Source organism: Streptomyces sp. NPDC007971, from assembly GCF_042958635.1.
In the GTDB taxonomy this organism is placed as follows: Bacteria; Actinomycetota; Actinomycetes; order Streptomycetales; family Streptomycetaceae; genus Streptomyces.
In genome coordinates, this window is the sequence record NZ_JBIBJK010000005.1 from 17,194 (window position 1) to 35,215 (window position 18,022).

Annotated in this window: 17 protein-coding genes; 12 read left to right on the forward strand and 5 right to left on the reverse strand. The window is 72.6% G+C overall.

Going from position 1 to position 18,022, the window contains the following annotated elements; genetic code table 11:
* Positions 1-51: 51 nt before the first annotated feature.
* Entirely contained in the window at positions 52-582 is a 531-nt protein-coding gene (locus tag ACFZCP_RS11415) for a helix-turn-helix transcriptional regulator (protein ID WP_391426254.1), read from the reverse strand.
* An 89-nt stretch (positions 583-671) separates the two neighbouring features.
* Between ACFZCP_RS11415 and ACFZCP_RS11420 the strand changes: the two genes are divergently transcribed.
* Complete coding sequence (locus ACFZCP_RS11420) at positions 672-1,988, forward strand: MATE family efflux transporter (RefSeq protein ID WP_391426256.1); 1,317 nt, start codon at positions 672-674, stop codon at positions 1,986-1,988.
* On the opposite strand, the gene ACFZCP_RS11425 is transcribed toward ACFZCP_RS11420, so the two are convergent.
* The gene (locus tag ACFZCP_RS11425) at positions 1,952-3,220 is read right to left on the reverse strand and encodes a glycosyltransferase 87 family protein (RefSeq protein WP_391426258.1); all 1,269 of its coding nucleotides are present in this window, start codon (positions 3,218-3,220) and stop codon (positions 1,952-1,954) included. The genes ACFZCP_RS11420 and ACFZCP_RS11425 overlap by 37 nt on opposite strands.
* A 166-nt stretch (positions 3,221-3,386) precedes the next feature.
* Between ACFZCP_RS11425 and ACFZCP_RS11430 the strand changes: the two genes are divergently transcribed.
* Together ACFZCP_RS11430 and ACFZCP_RS11435 are read left to right on the forward strand one after the other, a co-directional pair.
* Positions 3,387-4,529, forward strand: a complete 1,143-nt coding sequence (locus ACFZCP_RS11430; protein ID WP_391426260.1) for a glycosyltransferase — start codon at positions 3,387-3,389, stop codon at positions 4,527-4,529.
* 224 nt (positions 4,530-4,753) lie between these two features.
* The gene (locus tag ACFZCP_RS11435) at positions 4,754-6,340 is read left to right on the forward strand and encodes a GMC oxidoreductase (RefSeq protein ID WP_391426879.1); all 1,587 of its coding nucleotides are present in this window, start codon (positions 4,754-4,756) and stop codon (positions 6,338-6,340) included.
* Positions 6,341-6,383: 43 nt separating this feature from the next.
* On the opposite strand, the gene ACFZCP_RS11440 is transcribed toward ACFZCP_RS11435, so the two are convergent.
* Positions 6,384-8,219: an AMP-binding protein gene (locus ACFZCP_RS11440; protein ID WP_391426262.1), complete on the reverse strand. Its 1,836-nt coding sequence runs from the start codon at positions 8,217-8,219 to the stop codon at positions 6,384-6,386.
* A 300-nt stretch (positions 8,220-8,519) separates the two neighbouring features.
* On the opposite strand from ACFZCP_RS11440, the gene ACFZCP_RS11445 reads away from it, so the two are divergent.
* The 6 genes from ACFZCP_RS11445 to ACFZCP_RS11470 all read left to right on the forward strand — a co-directional run bounded on the left by ACFZCP_RS11445 (position 8,520) and on the right by ACFZCP_RS11470 (position 13,820).
* Entirely contained in the window at positions 8,520-9,317 is a 798-nt protein-coding gene (locus ACFZCP_RS11445; RefSeq protein WP_391426263.1) for a metallophosphoesterase, read from the forward strand.
* A gap of 169 nt (positions 9,318-9,486) precedes the next feature.
* Positions 9,487-9,927 carry an SRPBCC family protein gene (locus ACFZCP_RS11450; RefSeq protein WP_362679763.1) on the forward strand — a complete coding sequence of 147 codons (441 nt, stop codon included), beginning with the start codon at positions 9,487-9,489 and terminating at the stop codon, positions 9,925-9,927.
* A gap of 249 nt (positions 9,928-10,176) precedes the next feature.
* Entirely contained in the window at positions 10,177-11,373 is a 1,197-nt protein-coding gene (locus tag ACFZCP_RS11455; RefSeq protein ID WP_391426266.1) for an ArsA-related P-loop ATPase, read from the forward strand.
* Positions 11,374-11,430: 57 nt separating this feature from the next.
* Positions 11,431-11,919, forward strand: a complete 489-nt coding sequence (locus ACFZCP_RS11460) for a DUF5304 family protein (protein ID WP_391426268.1) — start codon at positions 11,431-11,433, stop codon at positions 11,917-11,919.
* A 67-nt stretch (positions 11,920-11,986) separates the two neighbouring features.
* Complete coding sequence (locus ACFZCP_RS11465; protein WP_391426271.1) at positions 11,987-12,940, forward strand: ROK family glucokinase; 954 nt, start codon at positions 11,987-11,989, stop codon at positions 12,938-12,940.
* Between the two features lie 127 nt (positions 12,941-13,067).
* Entirely contained in the window at positions 13,068-13,820 is a 753-nt protein-coding gene (locus ACFZCP_RS11470; RefSeq protein ID WP_391426272.1) for an endonuclease/exonuclease/phosphatase family protein, read from the forward strand.
* Between the two features lie 41 nt (positions 13,821-13,861).
* Here the strand turns inward: ACFZCP_RS11470 and ACFZCP_RS11475 are convergent, their stop codons facing one another.
* Together ACFZCP_RS11475 and ACFZCP_RS11480 are read right to left on the reverse strand one after the other, a co-directional pair.
* Positions 13,862-14,425: a hypothetical protein gene (locus tag ACFZCP_RS11475; RefSeq protein ID WP_391426274.1), complete on the reverse strand. Its 564-nt coding sequence runs from the start codon at positions 14,423-14,425 to the stop codon at positions 13,862-13,864.
* Positions 14,418-15,197: an alpha/beta fold hydrolase gene (locus ACFZCP_RS11480; RefSeq protein WP_391426275.1), complete on the reverse strand. Its 780-nt coding sequence runs from the start codon at positions 15,195-15,197 to the stop codon at positions 14,418-14,420. Before ACFZCP_RS11480 ends, ACFZCP_RS11475 begins: the two co-directional genes overlap by 8 nt.
* Before the next feature lie 150 nt (positions 15,198-15,347).
* Between ACFZCP_RS11480 and ACFZCP_RS11485 the strand changes: the two genes are divergently transcribed.
* From ACFZCP_RS11485 to ACFZCP_RS11495, 3 genes are read left to right on the forward strand one after another with little or no spacing between them, the layout of a single operon-like run.
* The gene (locus ACFZCP_RS11485) at positions 15,348-16,091 is read left to right on the forward strand and encodes a 1-acyl-sn-glycerol-3-phosphate acyltransferase (RefSeq protein WP_391426277.1); all 744 of its coding nucleotides are present in this window, start codon (positions 15,348-15,350) and stop codon (positions 16,089-16,091) included.
* 27 nt (positions 16,092-16,118) lie between these two features.
* The gene (macS, locus tag ACFZCP_RS11490) at positions 16,119-17,342 is read left to right on the forward strand and encodes a MacS family sensor histidine kinase (protein ID WP_391426279.1); all 1,224 of its coding nucleotides are present in this window, start codon (positions 16,119-16,121) and stop codon (positions 17,340-17,342) included.
* Positions 17,339-18,016: a response regulator transcription factor gene (locus tag ACFZCP_RS11495; protein WP_362679790.1), complete on the forward strand. Its 678-nt coding sequence runs from the start codon at positions 17,339-17,341 to the stop codon at positions 18,014-18,016. Before macS ends, ACFZCP_RS11495 begins: the two co-directional genes overlap by 4 nt.
* The last annotated feature ends 6 nt before the right edge of the window (positions 18,017-18,022 follow it).

Sequence of the window (18,022 nt, forward strand, 5' to 3'; positions counted from 1 at the left end):
CCGGCCGGCCCGCCCCCCGCACTCGGCCCGTCCGGCCGGGCATCCCCGCGCTCAGCCCGTCCGGCCGAGCACCTCGATGGCCTCCTGCAGCCACTCCCGCTCCGCCGCGCCGGTGGCCCGGGCGACCCGCAGCATGCCCTGCCGGAAGAGGTCCCCGGCCTCCTCCGCGCGCACCGGTTCGCCGTCCCGGTAGAAGAAGCTTGCCGGGGCTTGCAGGAAGTCCAGGCGACGGCGCAGCACCGCTGCCTGTCCGGCCGGGTCGGGCAGGTGGTGCAGGAAGGCCAGGACCGTGTTGAAGCGGACGTGGTCGGTGATCTCGGCCTGCTTGGGGCTGCGCAGCCGCTCCAGCAGATCCGCTCGGCCCTGCGCGGTGAGGGACAGCACCCGGCGCTGGGCGGCGCCCGCGCCCTCCTCGGTGCGCTGGTCGAGCTTGCCCGCGGCGACGAGCCGGTTGATGGCCGGGTAGAGCGCGCCGTCGCTGACCGGGCGGACATGGCCGCTCAGTGCGGTGATGCGCTCCTTCAGTTCGTAGCCGTGCAGGGGCTCCTCGGCGAGGAACCCCAGGATCGACAACTCCAGCACGCGCATTCCTCCTTGCAGCCGGACCGGCCCTCATGTTACCTCTTTTCGAGCTACCTCTTTTCGAGGTGGGCTCGAAAAGAGGGGATCCGATGAACGCTCACCGCACCCGGCTGGTCTCGCTCGCCCACCCCGTCTACGTCTCGCTCCTCGCCTCGGTCGCCTCCGGCATCATCAACACCGTCTGGGTCTCCCGGCTCGGCGGCGCCGCCGTGGCCGCCGTGGCCGTCGCCACCAGCACCGAGAACGTGCTGCTCGGCGTCGCGCTGGTCTTCGCCTCCGGTACGACCGTGCTGATCGCGCACGCCCGGGGAGCACGCGACCCCGGCGCCGTACGGGCCGCGGTGCGTGCCGGCCGGGTGCTGTGCGGACTGCTCACGCCGGGCGTCGTGGCGGGCGGGCTGCTGCTGCGCGAGCCGCTGGCCCGCCTGGTCCTCGGCGGTGGCCCCACGGCCCTGCACCTCGCCACGGCCTACTTCGCGATCTCCCTGCCGGGCATGACCGTCTTCTTCGCCCAGCAGCTCGTCGACGGCATCCTCAAGGGCACCGGCGACACCCGCACCCCGATGCGGCTCGCCCTGCTGGCCAACGGGCTGATCCTGGTCTGCGACCCGGTCCTGATCCACCTCTACGGCGTGCGGGGCGCCGCCGTCTCCACCGTGCTGTGCCGCGGCGTGACCCTGGGGGCGGGCCTGCGTGCCCTCGGCCGCAACGCCCTGCTGCGCTCGGCCGCGCGGGCCCGCCCCGCCGAGCCGATGCCCGCCGCCCTGCGCCGTACCCTCGGCACCGGACTGCCCATGTCCGCGGACTTCACCGTGCGTCAGGGCGGGGCGCTGGTGCTGGTGGCGGTCGTGGCACGGCTCGGGCTTCCGGCGGTGGCCGCCTACACGATCGCGTACAAGGTCATGTACCTCGCCACGATGGCCTTCTACGCGCTGCGGCAGGCCGCGGCGATCCACACCGCGCACACCCGGGGCGCGGGCGAGGACGCGCGCCGCGCCATCGGCACGCAGGCGGTGCTCGTCTCCCTGGCCGCCGGGCTGAGCGCCGCGCTCCTGTTCGCCGCCACCGCCCCGTGGATCATGGCCGCCTTCGGCGCCGGGCCCGAAGTCGCCCGCCAGGGTGTGCTCTTCCTGCGCTGCATCGGCCCGTATCTGCTGCTGATGTCCTGCTGCATCGCACTCGGCGGGGTCTTCGAGGGCAGCGGCGGAGCGCCGGCACTGCTCCGGGTCACCCTGGCCGGCACCGCCGTCCAGCTCGCCCTGGCCCGCGCTCTGTCCGGGCTCGGCCTGCCCGGCATCTGTCTGGCGCTGGCTCTCGCCATGGCCGTGCAGTGCGGGGCCGTGACGTTACTGCTGCGGCGGGCGGGGCGTCAGGGGGCGGAGGTCTCCTTCGTGCGGGCCGTCTGAGGGGGCAGCGGGTGCACGGTGGCCACGGCGACCGTGGACCGCCACAGCCTCCGGGCCGCGATGAGCGCGGCGGCGACCAGCAGGCCGTTGCGGAGCAGCAGCAGCGTGACGCCGTACGTGTCGCTCGCCACCACGTGCGCGAAGCCGATCGGGAACTCCATGACCGTCAGCAGGGTCGCGACGAGGAGCAGCACGGCGGGTGTGCCCATCCGGCTCGCCCGGAAGCACACGCAGACGGCGGCCAGGCCGATCAGCCACACCAGGTACTGGGGGCTGATCACCCGGCTGGTGACCGTGAACAGCAGCACCGCCGTGAAGGCCGCGTCCGCGAGCGTGTGCGGCGCGAAGCGTGCCGCCCGCACCCGCCACAGCAGCAGCCAGCCGAACACCGCCCCGGTCAGCGCCAGCGCGGCGTTGCTGACCAGCCCGACGTTCGGGCCGAGGAACTCGATCGACCCGTAGTTCAGCAGCACCGCGCCGTGCCAGCCGAAGTGGCGGGCCACATGGAAGACCAGGGCGCCCACCGACTCCACCTCGGTGCCCCGCTCCCGCTGGAAGGTGAGGAAGGCGAACGCGCCGGGCATGGTCGCCGCGAACAGCGCGGCGATCGCGCTCGCGGTCACCGCGGCCGAGGCCCATGCGCGCCGCTGCGTGGCGCCCACCAGGAGCAGCGCCGGCCACACCTTCAGCAGCGCCCCGAAGGCCGCCAGCGCCCCCAGGACGCGGGGCCGCCGGACCCCTGCGAGCAGGGCGGCCACGGCCACCGCGGTCACCATCAGGTCGTAGCGGGCGTACACCGTCGGGCCGAGCAGCGGTACGCCCGCGACCCAGGTCCAGGCCCCGCGCAGGGACCGGCCGGGCCGCCCGCCCGTGTACAGCAGCAGGGCCACCACGGCCAGGTCGGCGAGGCACGTCAGCACGAAGAAGGCGTGCAGATAGCCCAGGAAGGGCAGGGCGGCCGGGGAGAGGATCGCGACGGCGGCGGCGGGCGGGTACTGCCAGGTGACGTCGCTCAGCGGAAACGTTCCGTGGCGCAGGACGTCGGACCAGCCCTGGTAGATCACCGACACGTCGCCGGTGACGTCCACGCCGGGGAAGGCGAGCACCCTGAAGACGAGGAGCAGCAGCACCAGCCGGGTGACACACCAGGACGCAAGGAGCAGCGCCGGCTTCCCGTTCGTCCTGTACACCCGCGCCCCTGTCCGTCCGGCTGCCCTGGCTCCGGGGCCCATGATCCCCCGTGGTCCGTCCCGGTGCCGTGGAATACGGCCTCGGCGGCCCGCCCGCTCACCGCGCTCGCCGGTCCGGGCGGCACCGCCGAGGCTACCGTCGGGCCGCCCTGGCGGCCGAGCCGGGTGGGAGGGTGGACGAGGGCCCGGCCCGGTAGGGTCGGCGGCGATGCACAAGACGCTGATCGTGACCAACGACTTCCCGCCCCGGCCCGGCGGCATCCAGGCCTTCCTGCACAACATGGCCCTGCGGCTGGATCCCGGACGGCTCGTCGTGTACGCATCCACCTGGAAGCGCAGCCGGGAGGGCCTCGAGGCCACGGCCGCCTTCGACGCCGAGCAGCCCTTCACCGTCGTGCGCGACCGCACGACCATGCTGCTGCCCACGCCGGGTGCGACCCGGCGGGCCGTCGGGCTGCTGCGCGAGCACGGCTGCACCTCGGTCTGGTTCGGGGCGGCCGCGCCGCTCGGTCTGATGGCGCCCGCGCTGCGCCGGGCGGGCGCGACGCGGCTGGTGGCCACCACGCACGGGCACGAGGCCGGCTGGGCCCAGCTGCCCGCCGCCCGGCAGCTGCTGCACCGGATCGGCGAGTCCACGGACACGATCACCTACCTCGGCGAGTACACCCGCTCCCGGATCGCGACCGCGCTCACGCCGGACGCGGCCGGGCGCATGGTGCAGCTGCCGCCGGGGGTCGACGAGAAGACCTTCCACCCCGGTTCCGGCGGCGAGGAGGTGCGGGCGCGGCTCGGGCTCACCGACCGGCCGGTCGTCGTCTGTGTCTCCCGGCTGGTGCCGCGCAAGGGCCAGGACACGCTCATCCGGGCCATGCCCCGCATCCTGGCCGCCGAGCCGGACGCCGTGCTGCTCGTCGTCGGCGGCGGCCCCTACGAGCAGGATCTGCGCCGGCTGGCCCGGGAGACGGGCGTCGGGCCGTCGGTCCGCTTCACCGGCTCGGTGCCCTGGTCCGAGCTGCCCGCGCACTACGGCGCCGGGGACGTCTTCGCCATGCCGTGCCGCACCCGCCGCGGCGGCCTGGACGTCGAGGGTCTCGGGATCGTCTACCTGGAGGCCTCCGCGACCGGGCTGCCGGTCGTCGCGGGCGACTCGGGCGGCGCGCCCGACGCCGTGCTCGACGGCGAGACCGGCTGGGTCGTGCGGGGCGGCGAGCCGGCGGAGGCGGCCGAGCGGATCGTGGCCCTGCTGGGCGACGCCGAGCTGCGCCGCCGCATGGGGGAGCGCGGCCGGCAGTGGGTCGAGGAGAAGTGGCGCTGGGACCTGCTCGCGGAGAAGCTCAAGGACTTGCTCTAGGCAGGCGCCCCGGAAGGGGCGCGGGGCTGTACCGACATGCGGCTCCGCCGCGCGGGCGCGACCGGCCACGCACCGACTGCGGTCGCCGACCGTCCGCACGGGTTCCCGCGGTTGTTGCCCTCCGCCCTGCCCGACCCCTTGGCGGAACCGGAAAATCCGCACATGCTGCGCGCATGACAGCAAAACTGATGCAGCGTCAGCTGAGTAGGCGTCACATCCTGGGCATGATCGCCCTCCAGACCGCCGCCGCGGCCGGTCTCACCCGCATCGGTCTTCAGTCCGCACAGGCGGCCGAGCCGGCCGCCGTCGACAACTCGCCCGCCATCGTGGTCGGTTCCGGCTACGGCGGCGCCGTCGCCGCCCTCCGCCTCGGCCAGGCCGGCATCCGCACCCTCGTCCTGGAGATGGGCCGCCTGTGGAACACCGCGGGAAGCGACGGCAAGGTGTTCTGCTCCACCAGCGCCCCCGACCAGCGCTCCATGTGGTTCCGCAACCGCACGGAGGCCCCGCTGGCCACCTTCCTGTGGCTCGACATCGTCAACAAGAACATCAGCCCCTACCCCGGAGTCCTCGACCGGGTCCACTACGACCACATGTCCGTGTACGTCGGCCGTGGTGTCGGCGGCGGCTCGCTGGTCAACGGCGGGATGGCGGTCACCCCGCTGAAGTCCTACTTCGCCGAGCAGTTCCCGACCGTGGACGCCGACGAGATGTACGGCACCCACTTCCCGCGCGCCCGCTCCATGCTCGGCGTCAACACCGTCGACCCGGCCTGGTTCGAGTCCACGGAGTGGTACAGGTTCACCCGCACCTCCCGCAAGGCCGCCGCCAACGCGGGGCTGAAGACCACCTTCGTGCCGAACGTCTACGACTTCGGCTACATGCAGCAGGAGGCCGCCGGCACCGCCACGAAGTCCGCACTCGCCGGCGAGGTCATCTACGGCAACAACCAGGGCAAGCGCAGCCTCGACAGGACCTACCTGGCCGCGGCCCTCGGCACCGGCAACGTCACCATCCACACCCTGGAGAAGGTCAGGGCCGTCACCAGGGCGGGCGACGGATCGTACGTCCTGACCGCCGACCGCATCGACATCACCGGCAAGGTGGTGGAGACCAAGCAGTACAGCTGCACGTACCTCTTCCTCGGCGGCGGCAGCGTCGGCACCACCGAACTCCTCGTCCGCGCCCGGGACACCGGCACCCTGCCCGACCTCGGCTCCGGGGTGGGAGCCGGCTGGGGCACCAACGGCAACACCATGCTCGGCCGCGCCAACCACGTCTGGGACACCGTCGGCGCCAACCAGGCCACCATGCCCGTCATGGGCATCGACGACTGGGGCAACGCCGACAACCCGGTCTTCGCCGAGATCGCCCCGCTGCCCATGGGATTCGAGCACTGGATCAGCCTGTACCTGGCGATCACCAAGAACCCCGAGCGGGCGTCGTTCTCGTACGACTCCTCGTCCGGCGCCGTGAAGCTCGACTGGAACCCCGCCCAGAGCGCCGTGTCGGTCGCCATGGCCAAGAAGCTCTTCGACCGGATCAACGCGGCCAACCTGACCATCTACCGGTACGACCTCTTCGGCTCGGCCGGCAAGGTCTTCGCGGACGACTTCACCTACCACCCCCTCGGCGGCTGCGTCCTGGGCAAGGCCACCGACGACTACGGCCGGGTGAAGGGGTACTCGAAGCTCTACATCACCGACGGCTCGCTCGTGCCCGGCTCGCTCGGAGTGAACCCGTTCGTCACCATCACCGCGCTCGCCGAACGCACGATGGCGCGGGTCCTCGCCGAGGACACCGCGCCATGACGCTCTGCCGAAACCTCCGGCACCAGGGTGACTGCAGGGGCGACTACTTCGCGTAGATCGCCTCGATCTCGTCCGCGTAGTCCTTCGCCACCACGTTCCGCTTGAGCTTCAGCGACGGGGTGAGGTGGCCCGACTCCTCCGAGAACTGGGAGGACAGAATGCGGAACTTCCGCACCGATTCCGCCTTCGACACCGCGGCGTTGCCGTCGTCGACCGCCGCCTGGATCGCCGCGTACAGATCCGGGTCCTCATGCAGCGACGCCGCGGTGGAGCCCGCCGGCTTGCCGTGCTCCTCGGCCCAACGACCCAGGAACTCCTCGTCGATGGTGACCAGCGCGCCCACGAACGGCCGCCCGTCACCCACCACCATGCACTCCGCGACCAGCGCGTGCGCCCGGATGCGGTCCTCGATCACGGCAGGGGCCACGTTCTTGCCGCCCGCGGTGACGATGATCTCCTTCTTGCGCCCGGTGATCCTGAGGTAGCCGTCCTCGTCGAGGGTGCCGATGTCCCCGGTGTGGAACCAGCCGTCCGCCAGCGCCTCCGCGGTCGCGCCCGGGTTGTTCCAGTACTCCTTGAACAGGTGCTCGCCGTGCAGCAGCACCTCGCCGTCGTCCGCTATCCGGATCACCGAACCCGGCAGCGGCTGGCCGACCGTGCCGATCTTCTGCCGGTCCCACGGGTTGAACGCGGTCGCCGCACAGGACTCGGTCAGGCCGTAGCCCTCCAGCACCGTGAAACCGATGCCGCGGAAGAAGTGCCCGAGCCGCTCGCCCAGCGGGGCGCCGCCGGAGATCGCGAACTCGCCCCGGCCGCCGAGGACCGCGCGCAGCTTGCTGTAGACCAGCTTGTCGAACACCTTGTGCTTGATCTTCAGACCCAGCGGCGGGCCCGACGGGGTGTCCAGCGCCTTGCTGTAGGCGATCGCCGTGTCCGCGGCCTTGTCGAAGATGGCGCCCTTGCCGTCCGCCTGCGCCTTGGCGCGTGCGGAGTTGTAGACCTTCTCGAAGACGCGCGGGACGCCGAGGATCAGCGTCGGCCGGAACGCGGCCAGCTCGTCCGTGAGGTGCTTGATGTCCGGGACGCAGCCCAGCTTGATCGGCGCCATCATCGGCGCGACCTGCACCAGCCGTCCGAAGACGTGCGCCAGCGGGAGGAAGAGGAGCACCGAGCACTCACCGGTGCGGAACAGCGGCCGCAGCCGTTCGACGATGTTGCCGCACTCGGCGAAGAAGCTGCGGTGGGTGAGCACGCAGCCCTTGGGACGGCCGGTCGTGCCGCTCGTGTAGACGATGGTCGCCGGGTCGTCGGCGCGGGCGAGCGAGGAGCGCTCCTCCACGGTCGCGTCCGCGACGTCCTGCCCGAGCCGCCCCAGCTCCTCCAGGCCGCCGGCCTCGATCTGCCAGACGTGCTTGAGGGCGGGCAGCGTCTCGCGCACCGAGTCCACAGCGGCCGCGTGGCCGTCCAGCTCCACGATGCAGGCGGTCGCGCCCGAGTCGGAGAGGATCCACTGCACCTGCTCCGGCGAGCTGGTCTCGTACACCGGCACGGTGACCGCGCCGGCGCTCCAGATCGCGAAGTCGAGGAGGGTCCACTCGTAGCGCGTGCGGGACATCAGGCCGACCCGGTCGCCGGGCTGGACACCGGAGGCGATGAGTCCCTTGGCGGCGGTGTGCACCTCGGCAAGGAACTCCCTGGCCGTCACGTCCTGCCAGGCGCCTCCCCCGGACTTCGTCTGGGGGGACCCCCCCTTCGCTTCGCTCGTTTTGCGGGCGATGACGGCGACGTCGGGATGCTGCGCGGCGTTTCTGCGGACGATGTCGGTCAGATTGCCGTCCGCGGGGACCTCGTACAAAGCCGGAAGGCTGAACTCGCGCAAGACTGCTGCTCCTCATAGGGCGCCGGCGCCACGACACTGTGTGATGCGACGGTGCGGTCCAAGGCTCGGGCAAGTGCTCTGGAGGTCCACCCTTGGTTGAAATCCAGAGCACGACTGGACTGCCCGGACGTTACCCGCCGGTATGGCTTCTACGACAGGGGGTGCCGACGAGATGTTCGCTGCGTCACACGGGATGGCGTTCCTTCGCGCACAGTAGTCCACGGCCTAAGCGACCGGCGAGTAACCGGAGCCTGGACTGCCACTGTTCACGCACACCCCACACGCCTACCCTTGATCACCATGGCACCCACACGCTCCGGTAAGCGGAGGACGCGCGTCCACGTGGTCAGTGACGTGCACGGCAACGCCCGTGACCTGGCCCGGGCCGGCGATGGTGCGGACGCCCTGATCTGTCTGGGGGACCTTGTCCTCTTCCTCGACTACGCCGACCACTCGCGCGGCATCTTCCCCGACCTGTTCGGCAGGGAGAACGCCGACCGCATCGTGGAACTGCGCACCGCCCGCCGCTTCGAGGAGGCGCGCGCCTTCGGTGCCCGGCTGTGGGCCGGCATCGGCTCCGACCGGGCCACCGCCATCGAGAAGGCGGTGCGCAAGCAGTACGCCGAGATGTTCGCCGCCTTCCCGACACCGACGTACGCCACGTACGGCAATGTCGACCTGCCGCCCCTGTGGAGCGAGTACGCGGGACCCGGCACCACGGTGCTGGACGGCGAGCGGGTGGAGATCGGCGGCTGGACCTTCGGCTTCGTGGGCGGCGGCCTGCGCACTCCGATGCGGACGCCCTACGAGATCGACGACGAGGCGTACGCGGCGAAGATCGAGGCGGTCGGCGAGGTCGACGTGCTGTGCACGCACATCCCGCCGGAGGTCCCGGAGCTGGTCTACGACACGGTCGCGCGCCGCTTCGAGCGGGGCAGCCGGGCCCTGCTCGAAGCGATCCGCCGCACCCGGCCCCGCTACTCCCTCTTCGGCCATGTCCACCAGCCGCTGGCGGGCCGGATGCGGATCGGGGCGACCGAGTGCGTGAACGTGGGGCACTTCGCCGGTACGGGCAGGCCCTGGGCGCTCGAATGGTGAGAACCCCGGGACCGGCGGGTGGGCGGGAAGGCCGGAGCGGGCGGGGGAAGGGCCGGGGCGGGCGCGGTGAAGGCGGCGGCTCGGCGGCGCGGTAGCCTTCACGCTGCACAGACGTGCGCACCCGGCGCACGAAGACTCTCTGCGGTCCGCATCTGGAGGAGCCACGGCGATGGCGGAACACACCAGTTCGAGCATCACGATCGAGGCGGCTCCGGCCGACGTCATGGCGGTGATCGCCGACTTCGCCCGCTACCCGGACTGGACCGGCGAGGTCAAGGAGGCGGAGGTGCTGGCGACCGACGAGCGCGGCCGCGCCGAGCAGGTCCGGCTCGTCATGGACGCCGGTGCCATCAAGGACGACCAGACGCTGGCGTACACCTGGGCCGGCGAGAACGAGGTCTCCTGGACCCTGGTGAAGTCCCAGATGCTGCGTTCGCTGGACGGCTCCTATCTCCTGAAGCCGGCCGGCGCGGGCGGCACCGAGGTCACCTACCAGCTCACGGTCGACGTCAAGATCCCCATGCTCGGCATGATCAAGCGCAAGGCGGAGAAGGTCATCACCGACCGGGCGCTGGCGGGCCTGAAGAAGAGGGTGGAGTCGGGAAGCTGATTCCCATCCCGTCCACCCACCCCTCCCGCCGGTCCGCGAGGCCGACCCCCGGGCGCTGAGCGGCGCCGAACCGTTCCCGCTGCGGGCGTACAGCCGTGCCGCCGCGGCTTCGGGCACGTGCCGCTGCCGCCCGGGCGCGTGCCCTGCCCGTGCCGCGGGGAGGCCGGGCACGGCCCGCGGCGCAGGGTGCCGTTCCGGTGCCGCCCGGCCTCAGCACCCGGCGCGGCGTCTCCACTACCGTTCACCCTCATGCGCACCATCCTGATCACGGGCCCGGGCGGCAGCGGTCGTACGACCATCGCCGCCGCCACCGCACAGCGCGCCGCAGGCGACGGCACCCGCACCCTCCTCCTCAGCGCCGACCGCACCGACACCCTCGGGGCGGCACTGGGCACCGGAACAGGACCGACCCCGACGGAAGCCGCCCCCCTGCTCACCGTGTGGAGGCCCGACGCGGCCGACCGCTTCCGGCAGGACCTGACCGCCTTCCAGGACCGCGCCGCAGGCGTCCTGGACCTCCTCGGTGCCTCCCGCCTGGACGGCGAGGAGGTCACCCCGCTGCCCGGCGCCGAGGAGCTGTCCTTCCTGCGCGCCCTGCGCGACGCCGCCCTCTCGGAGCGCTACGACCTCCTCGTCGTCGACCTCCCGCCCCTCCCGCAGGCCCTCGCCCTCCTCGCCCTGCCCGAGGAACTGCGCCGCTACCTGCGCCGCCTGCTCCCGCCCGAGCGGCAGGCGGCCCGCGCCCTGCGCCCCGTCCTCGGCCGCCTGGCCGGAGTCCCCATGCCCTCGGAGTGGCTGTACGAGACGGCGGCCCGCTGGGACGTCGAGCTGGGCGCCGTGGAGGCGGTGCTCACCGACCGGAACACCGCCGTACGCCTGGTCGCCGAGCCCGGACCGGCCGGCGCCGACGCCGTCCGCACCGCGGCCCTCGGGCTCGCCCTGCGCTCCCTGCGCACCGAGGCCCTGATCGCCAACCGCGTCCTGCCCGAGGCGGCCTCCGGCACCTGGTTCGCCGGACTCCTCGCCCAGCAGCGCAAGGCCCTGGCCGACTGGTCGGAGGAGCACGACGTCCACACCGTCCCCCACCTCGGCCGCGATCCGCACGGCACCGACGACCTCGCCGCCCTCGCGGTCCCCGCCGTCAACCCCGCGCCCGCCCCGGTCGAGTGGCCCGCGCCCGCCCCGGTCGCGTGGCCCGTGGCCGACCGGCTCGCCGACGACGGCGTTCTCGTGTGGCACATCCCGCTGCCCGGAGCGATACGGGAGGACCTGGACCTGGTCCGGCGCGGCGACGAACTCGTGATCACCGCGGGCCCTTTCCACCGGATCGTTCCGCTGCCGTCGGCCCTGCGCCGCTGCACCGTCGCCGGCGCGGGCCTGCGGGAGGGCGAACTGCGCATACGGTTCGCCCCCGACCCCGATCTGTGGCCCGCCGCCGGGCGATGAACGCCGTACGCCTATTCGGGTAACGTCGTAGGGGCGAACCGTAGTCAGGAGTCCGCCATGAGCGAAGAGCGCCCCGCACCCGAGCCCGTCGAGGAGACCGAGCAGCGGGCGACCGACGCCGACGCCTGGGCCACGGCCTGTGCCGAGGACCTCGCCGCCGAGAAGGCCCGCCGCCGCGCCGAGCAGGGCCCGACCCCGGGCTCCGCCGCCGAGGAACTGCGCAAATTCGTGGACACGGTGGCCGACAAGCTGTCCGGCCTCCAGTCCCCGCTCCTCGGGGCCGTCGCCGGACCCGCCGCCCAGCAGGTGGTGCGGCAGGTCGTCGAGCAGGCGAAGGCCGCCGTCGAACCCGTCATAGAGCGAAACCCGGAGGTGTTCGACCATCTCGCCGCGGCCGGCACCGAACTGCTGGCCGCCTACCGCTCCGCCGTCCAGGCCCAGGAGCATCGGTGGACCAGCGGCGCGGCCGGCCCGAAGGACGACCGGACCGGCCGTTTCGGCCGGGACGAGGGCACCGGCCCGGGCGAACGCATCGACCTGGACTGAAGCCCTTTTGCGGCAGGGCCTCGGGTACGGTTGGCCGTAGCGGGGCTCGACCGAAACTGAGGGATTCATGGGACTCACCATCGGCGTCGACATCGGCGGCACGAAGATCGCGGCCGGCGTGGTCGATGAGGAAGGCAACATCCTCTCGACCCACAAGGTGCCGACCCCGGGCACGCCCGAGGCGATCGTGGACGCCATCGCCTCCGCCGTGGAGGGCGCGCACGCCGGGCACGAGATCGTCGGCGTGGGCATCGGAGCGGCCGGTTACGTGAACCGGCAGCGCTCCACGGTGTACTTCGCGCCCAACATCGACTGGCGCCAGGAGCCGCTGAAGGAGAAGGTCGAGGCCCGCGTCGGCCTCCCGGTCGTGGTCGAGAACGACGCCAACGCCGCCGCCTGGGGCGAGTACAAGTTCGGCGCGGGCAAGGGCCACCGCAACGTCATCTGCATCACCCTCGGCACCGGCCTCGGCGGCGGCATCATCATCGGCAACAAGCTGCGCCGCGGCCACTTCGGCGTGGCCGCCGAGTTCGGCCACATCCGCATGGTCCCGGACGGCCTGCTGTGCGGCTGCGGCTCGCAGGGCTGCTGGGAGCAGTACGCCTCCGGCCGCGCCCTGGTCCGCTACGCCAAGCAGCGCGCCAACGCCACCCCCGAGCACGCCGAGGTCCTGCTCGGCCTGGGCGACGGCACCCCGCAGGGCATCGAGGGCAAGCACATCTCGATGGCCGCCCGCCAGGGCGACCCGGTCGCCGTCGACTCCTACCGCGAGCTGGCCCGCTGGGCCGGCGCCGGCCTCGCCGACCTCGCCTCCCTCTTCGACCCCTCCGCCTTCATCGTCGGCGGCGGCCTCTCCGAGGAAGGCGAACTGGTCCTCGACCCGATCCGCAAGTCCTACAAGCGCTGGCTGGTGGGCGGCAACTGGCGCCCGGTCGCCGACGTCATCGCAGCCCAGCTGGGCAACAAGGCGGGCCTGGTGGGCGCGGCCGACCTGGCCCGCGAGCCCGACCCGATCATGTAAGAAGCGTTCACTGCACAAGGGGCGCGGGGAACTGCGCGACAGGCCACGAACGACCGGCCGTCGCGTACGGGCCTCGCGCCCCGAGTCATGAGGCGCCCCCCGTTCCCGCGCGTCGTAAATTGACGACATGGCAACCCCGCTGCTCCCCAACTCCCGTACAGAGCCGAACGGTTCCGCCGTCATCCGGGTCCTCAGCTACAACATCCGCTCGATGCGTGACGACACGGCCGCCCTTGCCCGGGTGATCGCCGCCTGCGCCCCCGACCTCGTCCTCGTCCAGGAAGCCCCCCGCTTCTTCCGCTGGCGCAAGAAGCTGGCGCGCCTGGCAGCGGCCTCGGGACAGGTCGTCCTCACCGGCGGGGCCACCGCCGCCGGTCCCGCGATCCTCTGCTCGCTCAGGGCGACCGTCGAACGCACGCAGGACGTCCTCCTGCCCCTCACCCCGGGACTGCACAGGCGTGGCCTCGCCACCGCGGTCGTACGGTTCGGCGGCGCCCGCCTGGGCGTCGTCAGCTGCCACCTCAGCCTGCAGAAGGACGAGCGTCACACGCAGGCCGGCCTGCTCCTCGACCGGCTCGCCGGCCTGGGCGCCGAGCACGCCGTGGCGGGCGGCGATCTCAACGAGCGGCCCGACGGCCCCGCCTTCCGGCGCCTGGCCGCGGCCCTCCGGGACTGCAGGGCCGCCGTCCCCTGGGGCGGCGAGTTCACCTCGACGCCCGCCGACCCCCACCAGCGCATCGACGCCGTCTTCGCCACGAAGGGCATCGAGGTCCTCGGCTGCGGCGTGCCCCTGGACCAGCCGGGAGTCACGGAGAGGGACCTGAGGGCGGCCACGGACCACCTTCCGGTCCTGGCCGCCCTCAGGATCCCTGCGCCGTAGGGCCTGTGCGGGCCGGTCCACCGGACCGGCCCGCACGCACGTCAGACCACGGCACCGGTTCCCGGGTCCACGTCATCGTCGTCGCCCGTCCGCATCCGGGCCACCAGCGTCGCGAACCCGCCGAGGAACCCGCCGATGCACAGGGTCGTCAGCCACCAGGTCATCTCCCAGCCCAGCAGCACGGCGAGCATCAGCAGGATCGGTCCGCCGACGACCCCGAGCCAGGCGAACCTGGCGGTCGTGTCGGACGTCGGCAGCGGTGGCGGCTCGGGCGGCACGAAGTGGCCCTCGTCGTCCTCGTCGAAGTCGCCCTCGGACGGCTCCGGCGTGGTGTAGTCGCGCGGGCCGACGCCCGGCGCGAACGAGACCGAGCTGCCGAGCGGCCGACCGGGCCGCGGTTGCCCGGAATCGTCGGTGCTCAGGCCCGGTGCGTCCATCTCTGGCAGCGCGAGGTCCTCCACCGGCTTGAAGGGCTTGGCGCCCGGCGGGTCCGCCGGCTCGTCGCCGTACCCCGCGACGATGGCCTGCCAGGCGGCATCCTCGTCGAAGGGCACTCCCTTCTCGTCCGGCTCGCGGTCCTCGCGGTCGGAGTCGTGCTCAGCCAACTGCGGCCGTCCCTTCTGTGCCGACACTGGGTGCGAGCCGGCCGATGAAGGCGAGGCTCTCCTCGAAGATCCGGTCCGCATCGTGGTCCAACGTCGCCACGTGGTAACTCTGTTCCAGCACGATCTCCGTTACGTCCGTCGACGACACCCGGCTCAGCACACGGGCCGGGTCGGCCGCCGGGACCACGTGGTCCTGGGCGCTGCGCAGCAGCAGCAACGGCTGGGTGACCTGGGGCAGCTCGCCGTCCAGCCGGCGCAGGAACACCCGCAGGGAGTGCGCCGCGTGCAGCGGCACCCGGTCGTAACCCAGCTCCGACGGACCGCCCTTGGCGATGTCGCTGGCGATGCCCTTCGTCGTCCGTACGAGGTGCCGGGCCACCGGAAGGGCGTACGCCGACAGGCCGTGCACCCGGTTCGCCGGGTTGACGAGGACCACCCCGGTGACCCGCTCGCCCGCCCTGGCGGCCAGCCGCAGCGCCAGCGCACCGCCCATCGACAGACCGCCGACGAACACCCAGGAACAGCGCCTGCCCAGCAGCCGCAGCTCGCGGTCCACCTCCGCGTACCAGTCCTGCCAGCCCGTGAGCTGCATGTCCTCCCAGCGGGTGCCGTGCCCGGGCAGCAGGGGCAGCGACACGGTCAGGCCGTGCGCCGCATGGTGCTCCGCCCAGGGGCGCAGCGACTGGGGCGAGCCGGTGAAGCCGTGACAGAGGAGGACCCCCACCTCCCCGCCCTCGTGGCGGTACGGCTCGGCTCCGGGAAGAACCGGCACCTTCGGGACTCCTTTGTGCCTGAGATGCGTGCAGAACGGGCGGATGTGCTTCACCGTACGCGACCGCACTGACACCGACCAGGGTCGTCGGGGTCATTGACGGCACTCCGGGTTAAGGTCTGAGCGACGGAAACAGGAGGCACGCGGGTGATGTACGGCACGATGAAGGTTGCCATCGGGGGGCCGCTGAAGGTCGCCTTCAGGCCTTGGGTGGAGGGGGCGGAGAACATTCCGGCCCGCGGCCCCGCCATTCTGGCGAGCAATCACCTGTCCTTCTCGGACTCGTTCTTCCTGCCCGCGGTCCTCGACCGCAAGGTCACGTTCATCGCGAAGGCCGAGTACTTCACCACCCCCGGCGTCAAGGGACGTCTCACCGCGGCCTTCTTCAAGGGCGTCGGACAGCTCCCGGTGGACCGCTCCGGGGCGCGCGGTGCCGGCGAGGCGGCGATCAAGAGCGGCATAGAGGTGCTGGAGCGCGGCGAGCTGTTCGGGATCTACCCGGAAGGCACCCGCTCTCCCGACGGCCGCCTGTACCGGGGCAAGCCCGGCGGCCTCGCGCGCGTGGCGCTCGCCACCGGCGCGCCGGTCATCCCGGTCGCCATGATCGACACCGAGAAGATCCAGCCGCCCGGCAAGGTGATGCCGAAGCTGATGCGCCCGGGCATCCGGATCGGCAAGCCCCTGGACTTCAGCCGCTACCAGGGCATGGAGCACGACCGGTTCGTGCTGCGCGCGGTGACCGACGAGGTCATGTACGAGATCATGAAGCTTTCCGGCCAGGAGTACGTCGACATCTACGCGACCGCCGCCAAGCGGCAGATCGCGGACGCGGCGAAGGCGGCCAAGGAAGCGGAGAAGTCCGCCAAGGAGGCGGAGAAGAAGGCCGAGGCCTGAGCGCAGGGACCGGGGGGAGCGGGGGCCATGCCCAAGCGCGAGCGCGTCATGAGGATGTCCGTCGAGCAGCCGATGTGGCGTGCGCTCGCCGGCTACCGCGTCCTGACGATGCTGTACGCGATCGGCCTGTTCGTCTCCCGGTACGGCAAGTACGTGCACCCCGGGGTCGCGGTCGGCTACTTCGCGGTCCTCTTCGTGTGGACCCTGGCCACGCTGCCCAGGGTCGCCAGCGCCGCGCACTGCACCCGGCGCTTCCTCGCCGTCGACCTGACCATCGGGCTCACCGGCATCCTTCTCACGCCGGTCGCCGCCTCCCACGCGCGCATCGTGTCGGGCACCCCGACGCTGCCGTCGATATGGACGGCCGGTGTGGTCCTCGCCTTCGCGCTCAAGGGCGGCTGGCGCTGGGCGGTGCTGGCCTCGACGCCGGTCGCCATCGCCAACGTCGTCCAGCGGGGCACCCCGACCCGGGCGACGATCCACGCCGTCGTGCTGGTCTGGATCGCCTCCGTGGCCATCGGCTACGTCGTGGAGGTCGCCCGCGCCTCCGAGCGCACCCTCGCCCGCGCCCTGGAGATCGAGGCGGCGACCCGGGAGCGGGAGCGGCTGGCCCGGGACATCCACGACAGTGTGCTCCAGGTGCTGGCGATGGTGCAGCGGCGCGGCGCGGTCATCGGCGGCGAGGCGGCCGAGCTGGGGCGTCTGGCCGGGGAGCAGGAGGTGGCGCTGCGCACGCTGGTCTCGGGCGGTCTGCTGCCGGTCTCCCGGGTCTCGGAGGACGCGGCCGCCGGGGCCGTCGTCCGTGAGGTCGAGGAGCCGGACGACGACGGTCCCGTCGACCTGCGCGTCCTGCTCGCCCCCTGGGCCGGTGCCCGGGTCAGCCTGGCCGAGCCCGGCGCCCCGGTGCCGCTGCCGCGGGCGGCGGCGCGCGAGCTGGCCGCCGCGGTCGGGGCCGCCCTGGACAATGTGCGCCGGCATGCGGGCCAGGAGGCCCGGGCCTGGATCCTGGTCGAGGACGAACCCGACGAGATCGTGGTCACCGTCCGGGACGATGGCCCCGGCATCCCCGCGGGCCGGCTCGCCCAGGCCGAGGGCGAGGGCCGGCTCGGCGTGGCCCTCTCGATCCGGGGGCGGCTGCGCGACCTCGGCGGCAGCGCCGAGCTGATCTCCGTCCCCGGGCAGGGCACGGAGGTCGAGTTGAAGGTACCCAAGGGCGCCGACAGTGCGCGGGCGAAGGCGGAGAAGCGATGACACAGCAGCAGGACCCGATCAAGGTCATGGTGGTCGACGACCACCCGATGTGGCGCGACGCGGTCGCCCGGGACCTCGGCGAGTCCGGCTTCGAGGTGGTCGCCACCGCCGGCGACGGCGAACAGGCGGTCCGGCGCGCCAGGGCCGCCGCCCCGGACGTCCTCGTCCTGGACCTCAACCTGCCCGCCAAGCCCGGTGTCCAGGTGTGCAAGGAACTCGTCGGCCACAACCCGGCCCTGCGCGTCCTCGTCCTGTCCGCGAGCGGCGAGCACGCCGACGTCCTGGAGGCCGTGAAGTCCGGCGCGACCGGCTATCTGCTGAAGTCGGCCTCGACCGAGGAACTGCTGGACGCGGTCCGCCGCACCGCCGTCGGCGACCCGGTGTTCACGCCGGGCCTGGCCGGACTGGTCCTCGGTGAGTACCGGCGCCTGGCCTCCGAGCCCGCGCCCGTCGCCGACGCCGACGAGCCGGGGGCGCCCCGGCTGACCGAGCGGGAGACGGAGGTGCTGCGGCTGGTCGCCAAGGGCCTGAGCTACAAGCAGATCGCCGAACGGCTCGTCATCTCCCACCGCACCGTGCAGAACCACGTCCAGAACACCCTCGGCAAGCTCCAGCTGCACAACAGGGTCGAGCTGGTGCGGTACGCGATCGAGCGCGGGCTCGACGACGCCTGAAACCGC

Coding starts and splice junctions, on each gene's coding strand:
- macS (WP_391426279.1), top strand. CDS start 16,119: ATGCCCAAGCGCGAGCGCGTCATGAGGATGTCCGTCGAGCAGCCGATG.
- ACFZCP_RS11430 (WP_391426260.1), top strand. CDS start 3,387: ATGCACAAGACGCTGATCGTGACCAACGACTTCCCGCCCCGGCCCGGC.
- ACFZCP_RS11450 (WP_362679763.1), top strand. CDS start 9,487: ATGGCGGAACACACCAGTTCGAGCATCACGATCGAGGCGGCTCCGGCC.
- ACFZCP_RS11420 (WP_391426256.1), top strand. CDS start 672: ATGAACGCTCACCGCACCCGGCTGGTCTCGCTCGCCCACCCCGTCTAC.
- ACFZCP_RS11465 (WP_391426271.1), top strand. CDS start 11,987: ATGGGACTCACCATCGGCGTCGACATCGGCGGCACGAAGATCGCGGCC.
- ACFZCP_RS11425 (WP_391426258.1), bottom strand. CDS start 3,220: ATGGGCCCCGGAGCCAGGGCAGCCGGACGGACAGGGGCGCGGGTGTAC.
- ACFZCP_RS11485 (WP_391426277.1), top strand. CDS start 15,348: ATGTACGGCACGATGAAGGTTGCCATCGGGGGGCCGCTGAAGGTCGCC.
- ACFZCP_RS11435 (WP_391426879.1), top strand. CDS start 4,754: ATGATCGCCCTCCAGACCGCCGCCGCGGCCGGTCTCACCCGCATCGGT.
- ACFZCP_RS11470 (WP_391426272.1), top strand. CDS start 13,068: ATGGCAACCCCGCTGCTCCCCAACTCCCGTACAGAGCCGAACGGTTCC.
- ACFZCP_RS11460 (WP_391426268.1), top strand. CDS start 11,431: ATGAGCGAAGAGCGCCCCGCACCCGAGCCCGTCGAGGAGACCGAGCAG.
- ACFZCP_RS11445 (WP_391426263.1), top strand. CDS start 8,520: ATGGCACCCACACGCTCCGGTAAGCGGAGGACGCGCGTCCACGTGGTC.
- ACFZCP_RS11455 (WP_391426266.1), top strand. CDS start 10,177: ATGCGCACCATCCTGATCACGGGCCCGGGCGGCAGCGGTCGTACGACC.
- ACFZCP_RS11495 (WP_362679790.1), top strand. CDS start 17,339: ATGACACAGCAGCAGGACCCGATCAAGGTCATGGTGGTCGACGACCAC.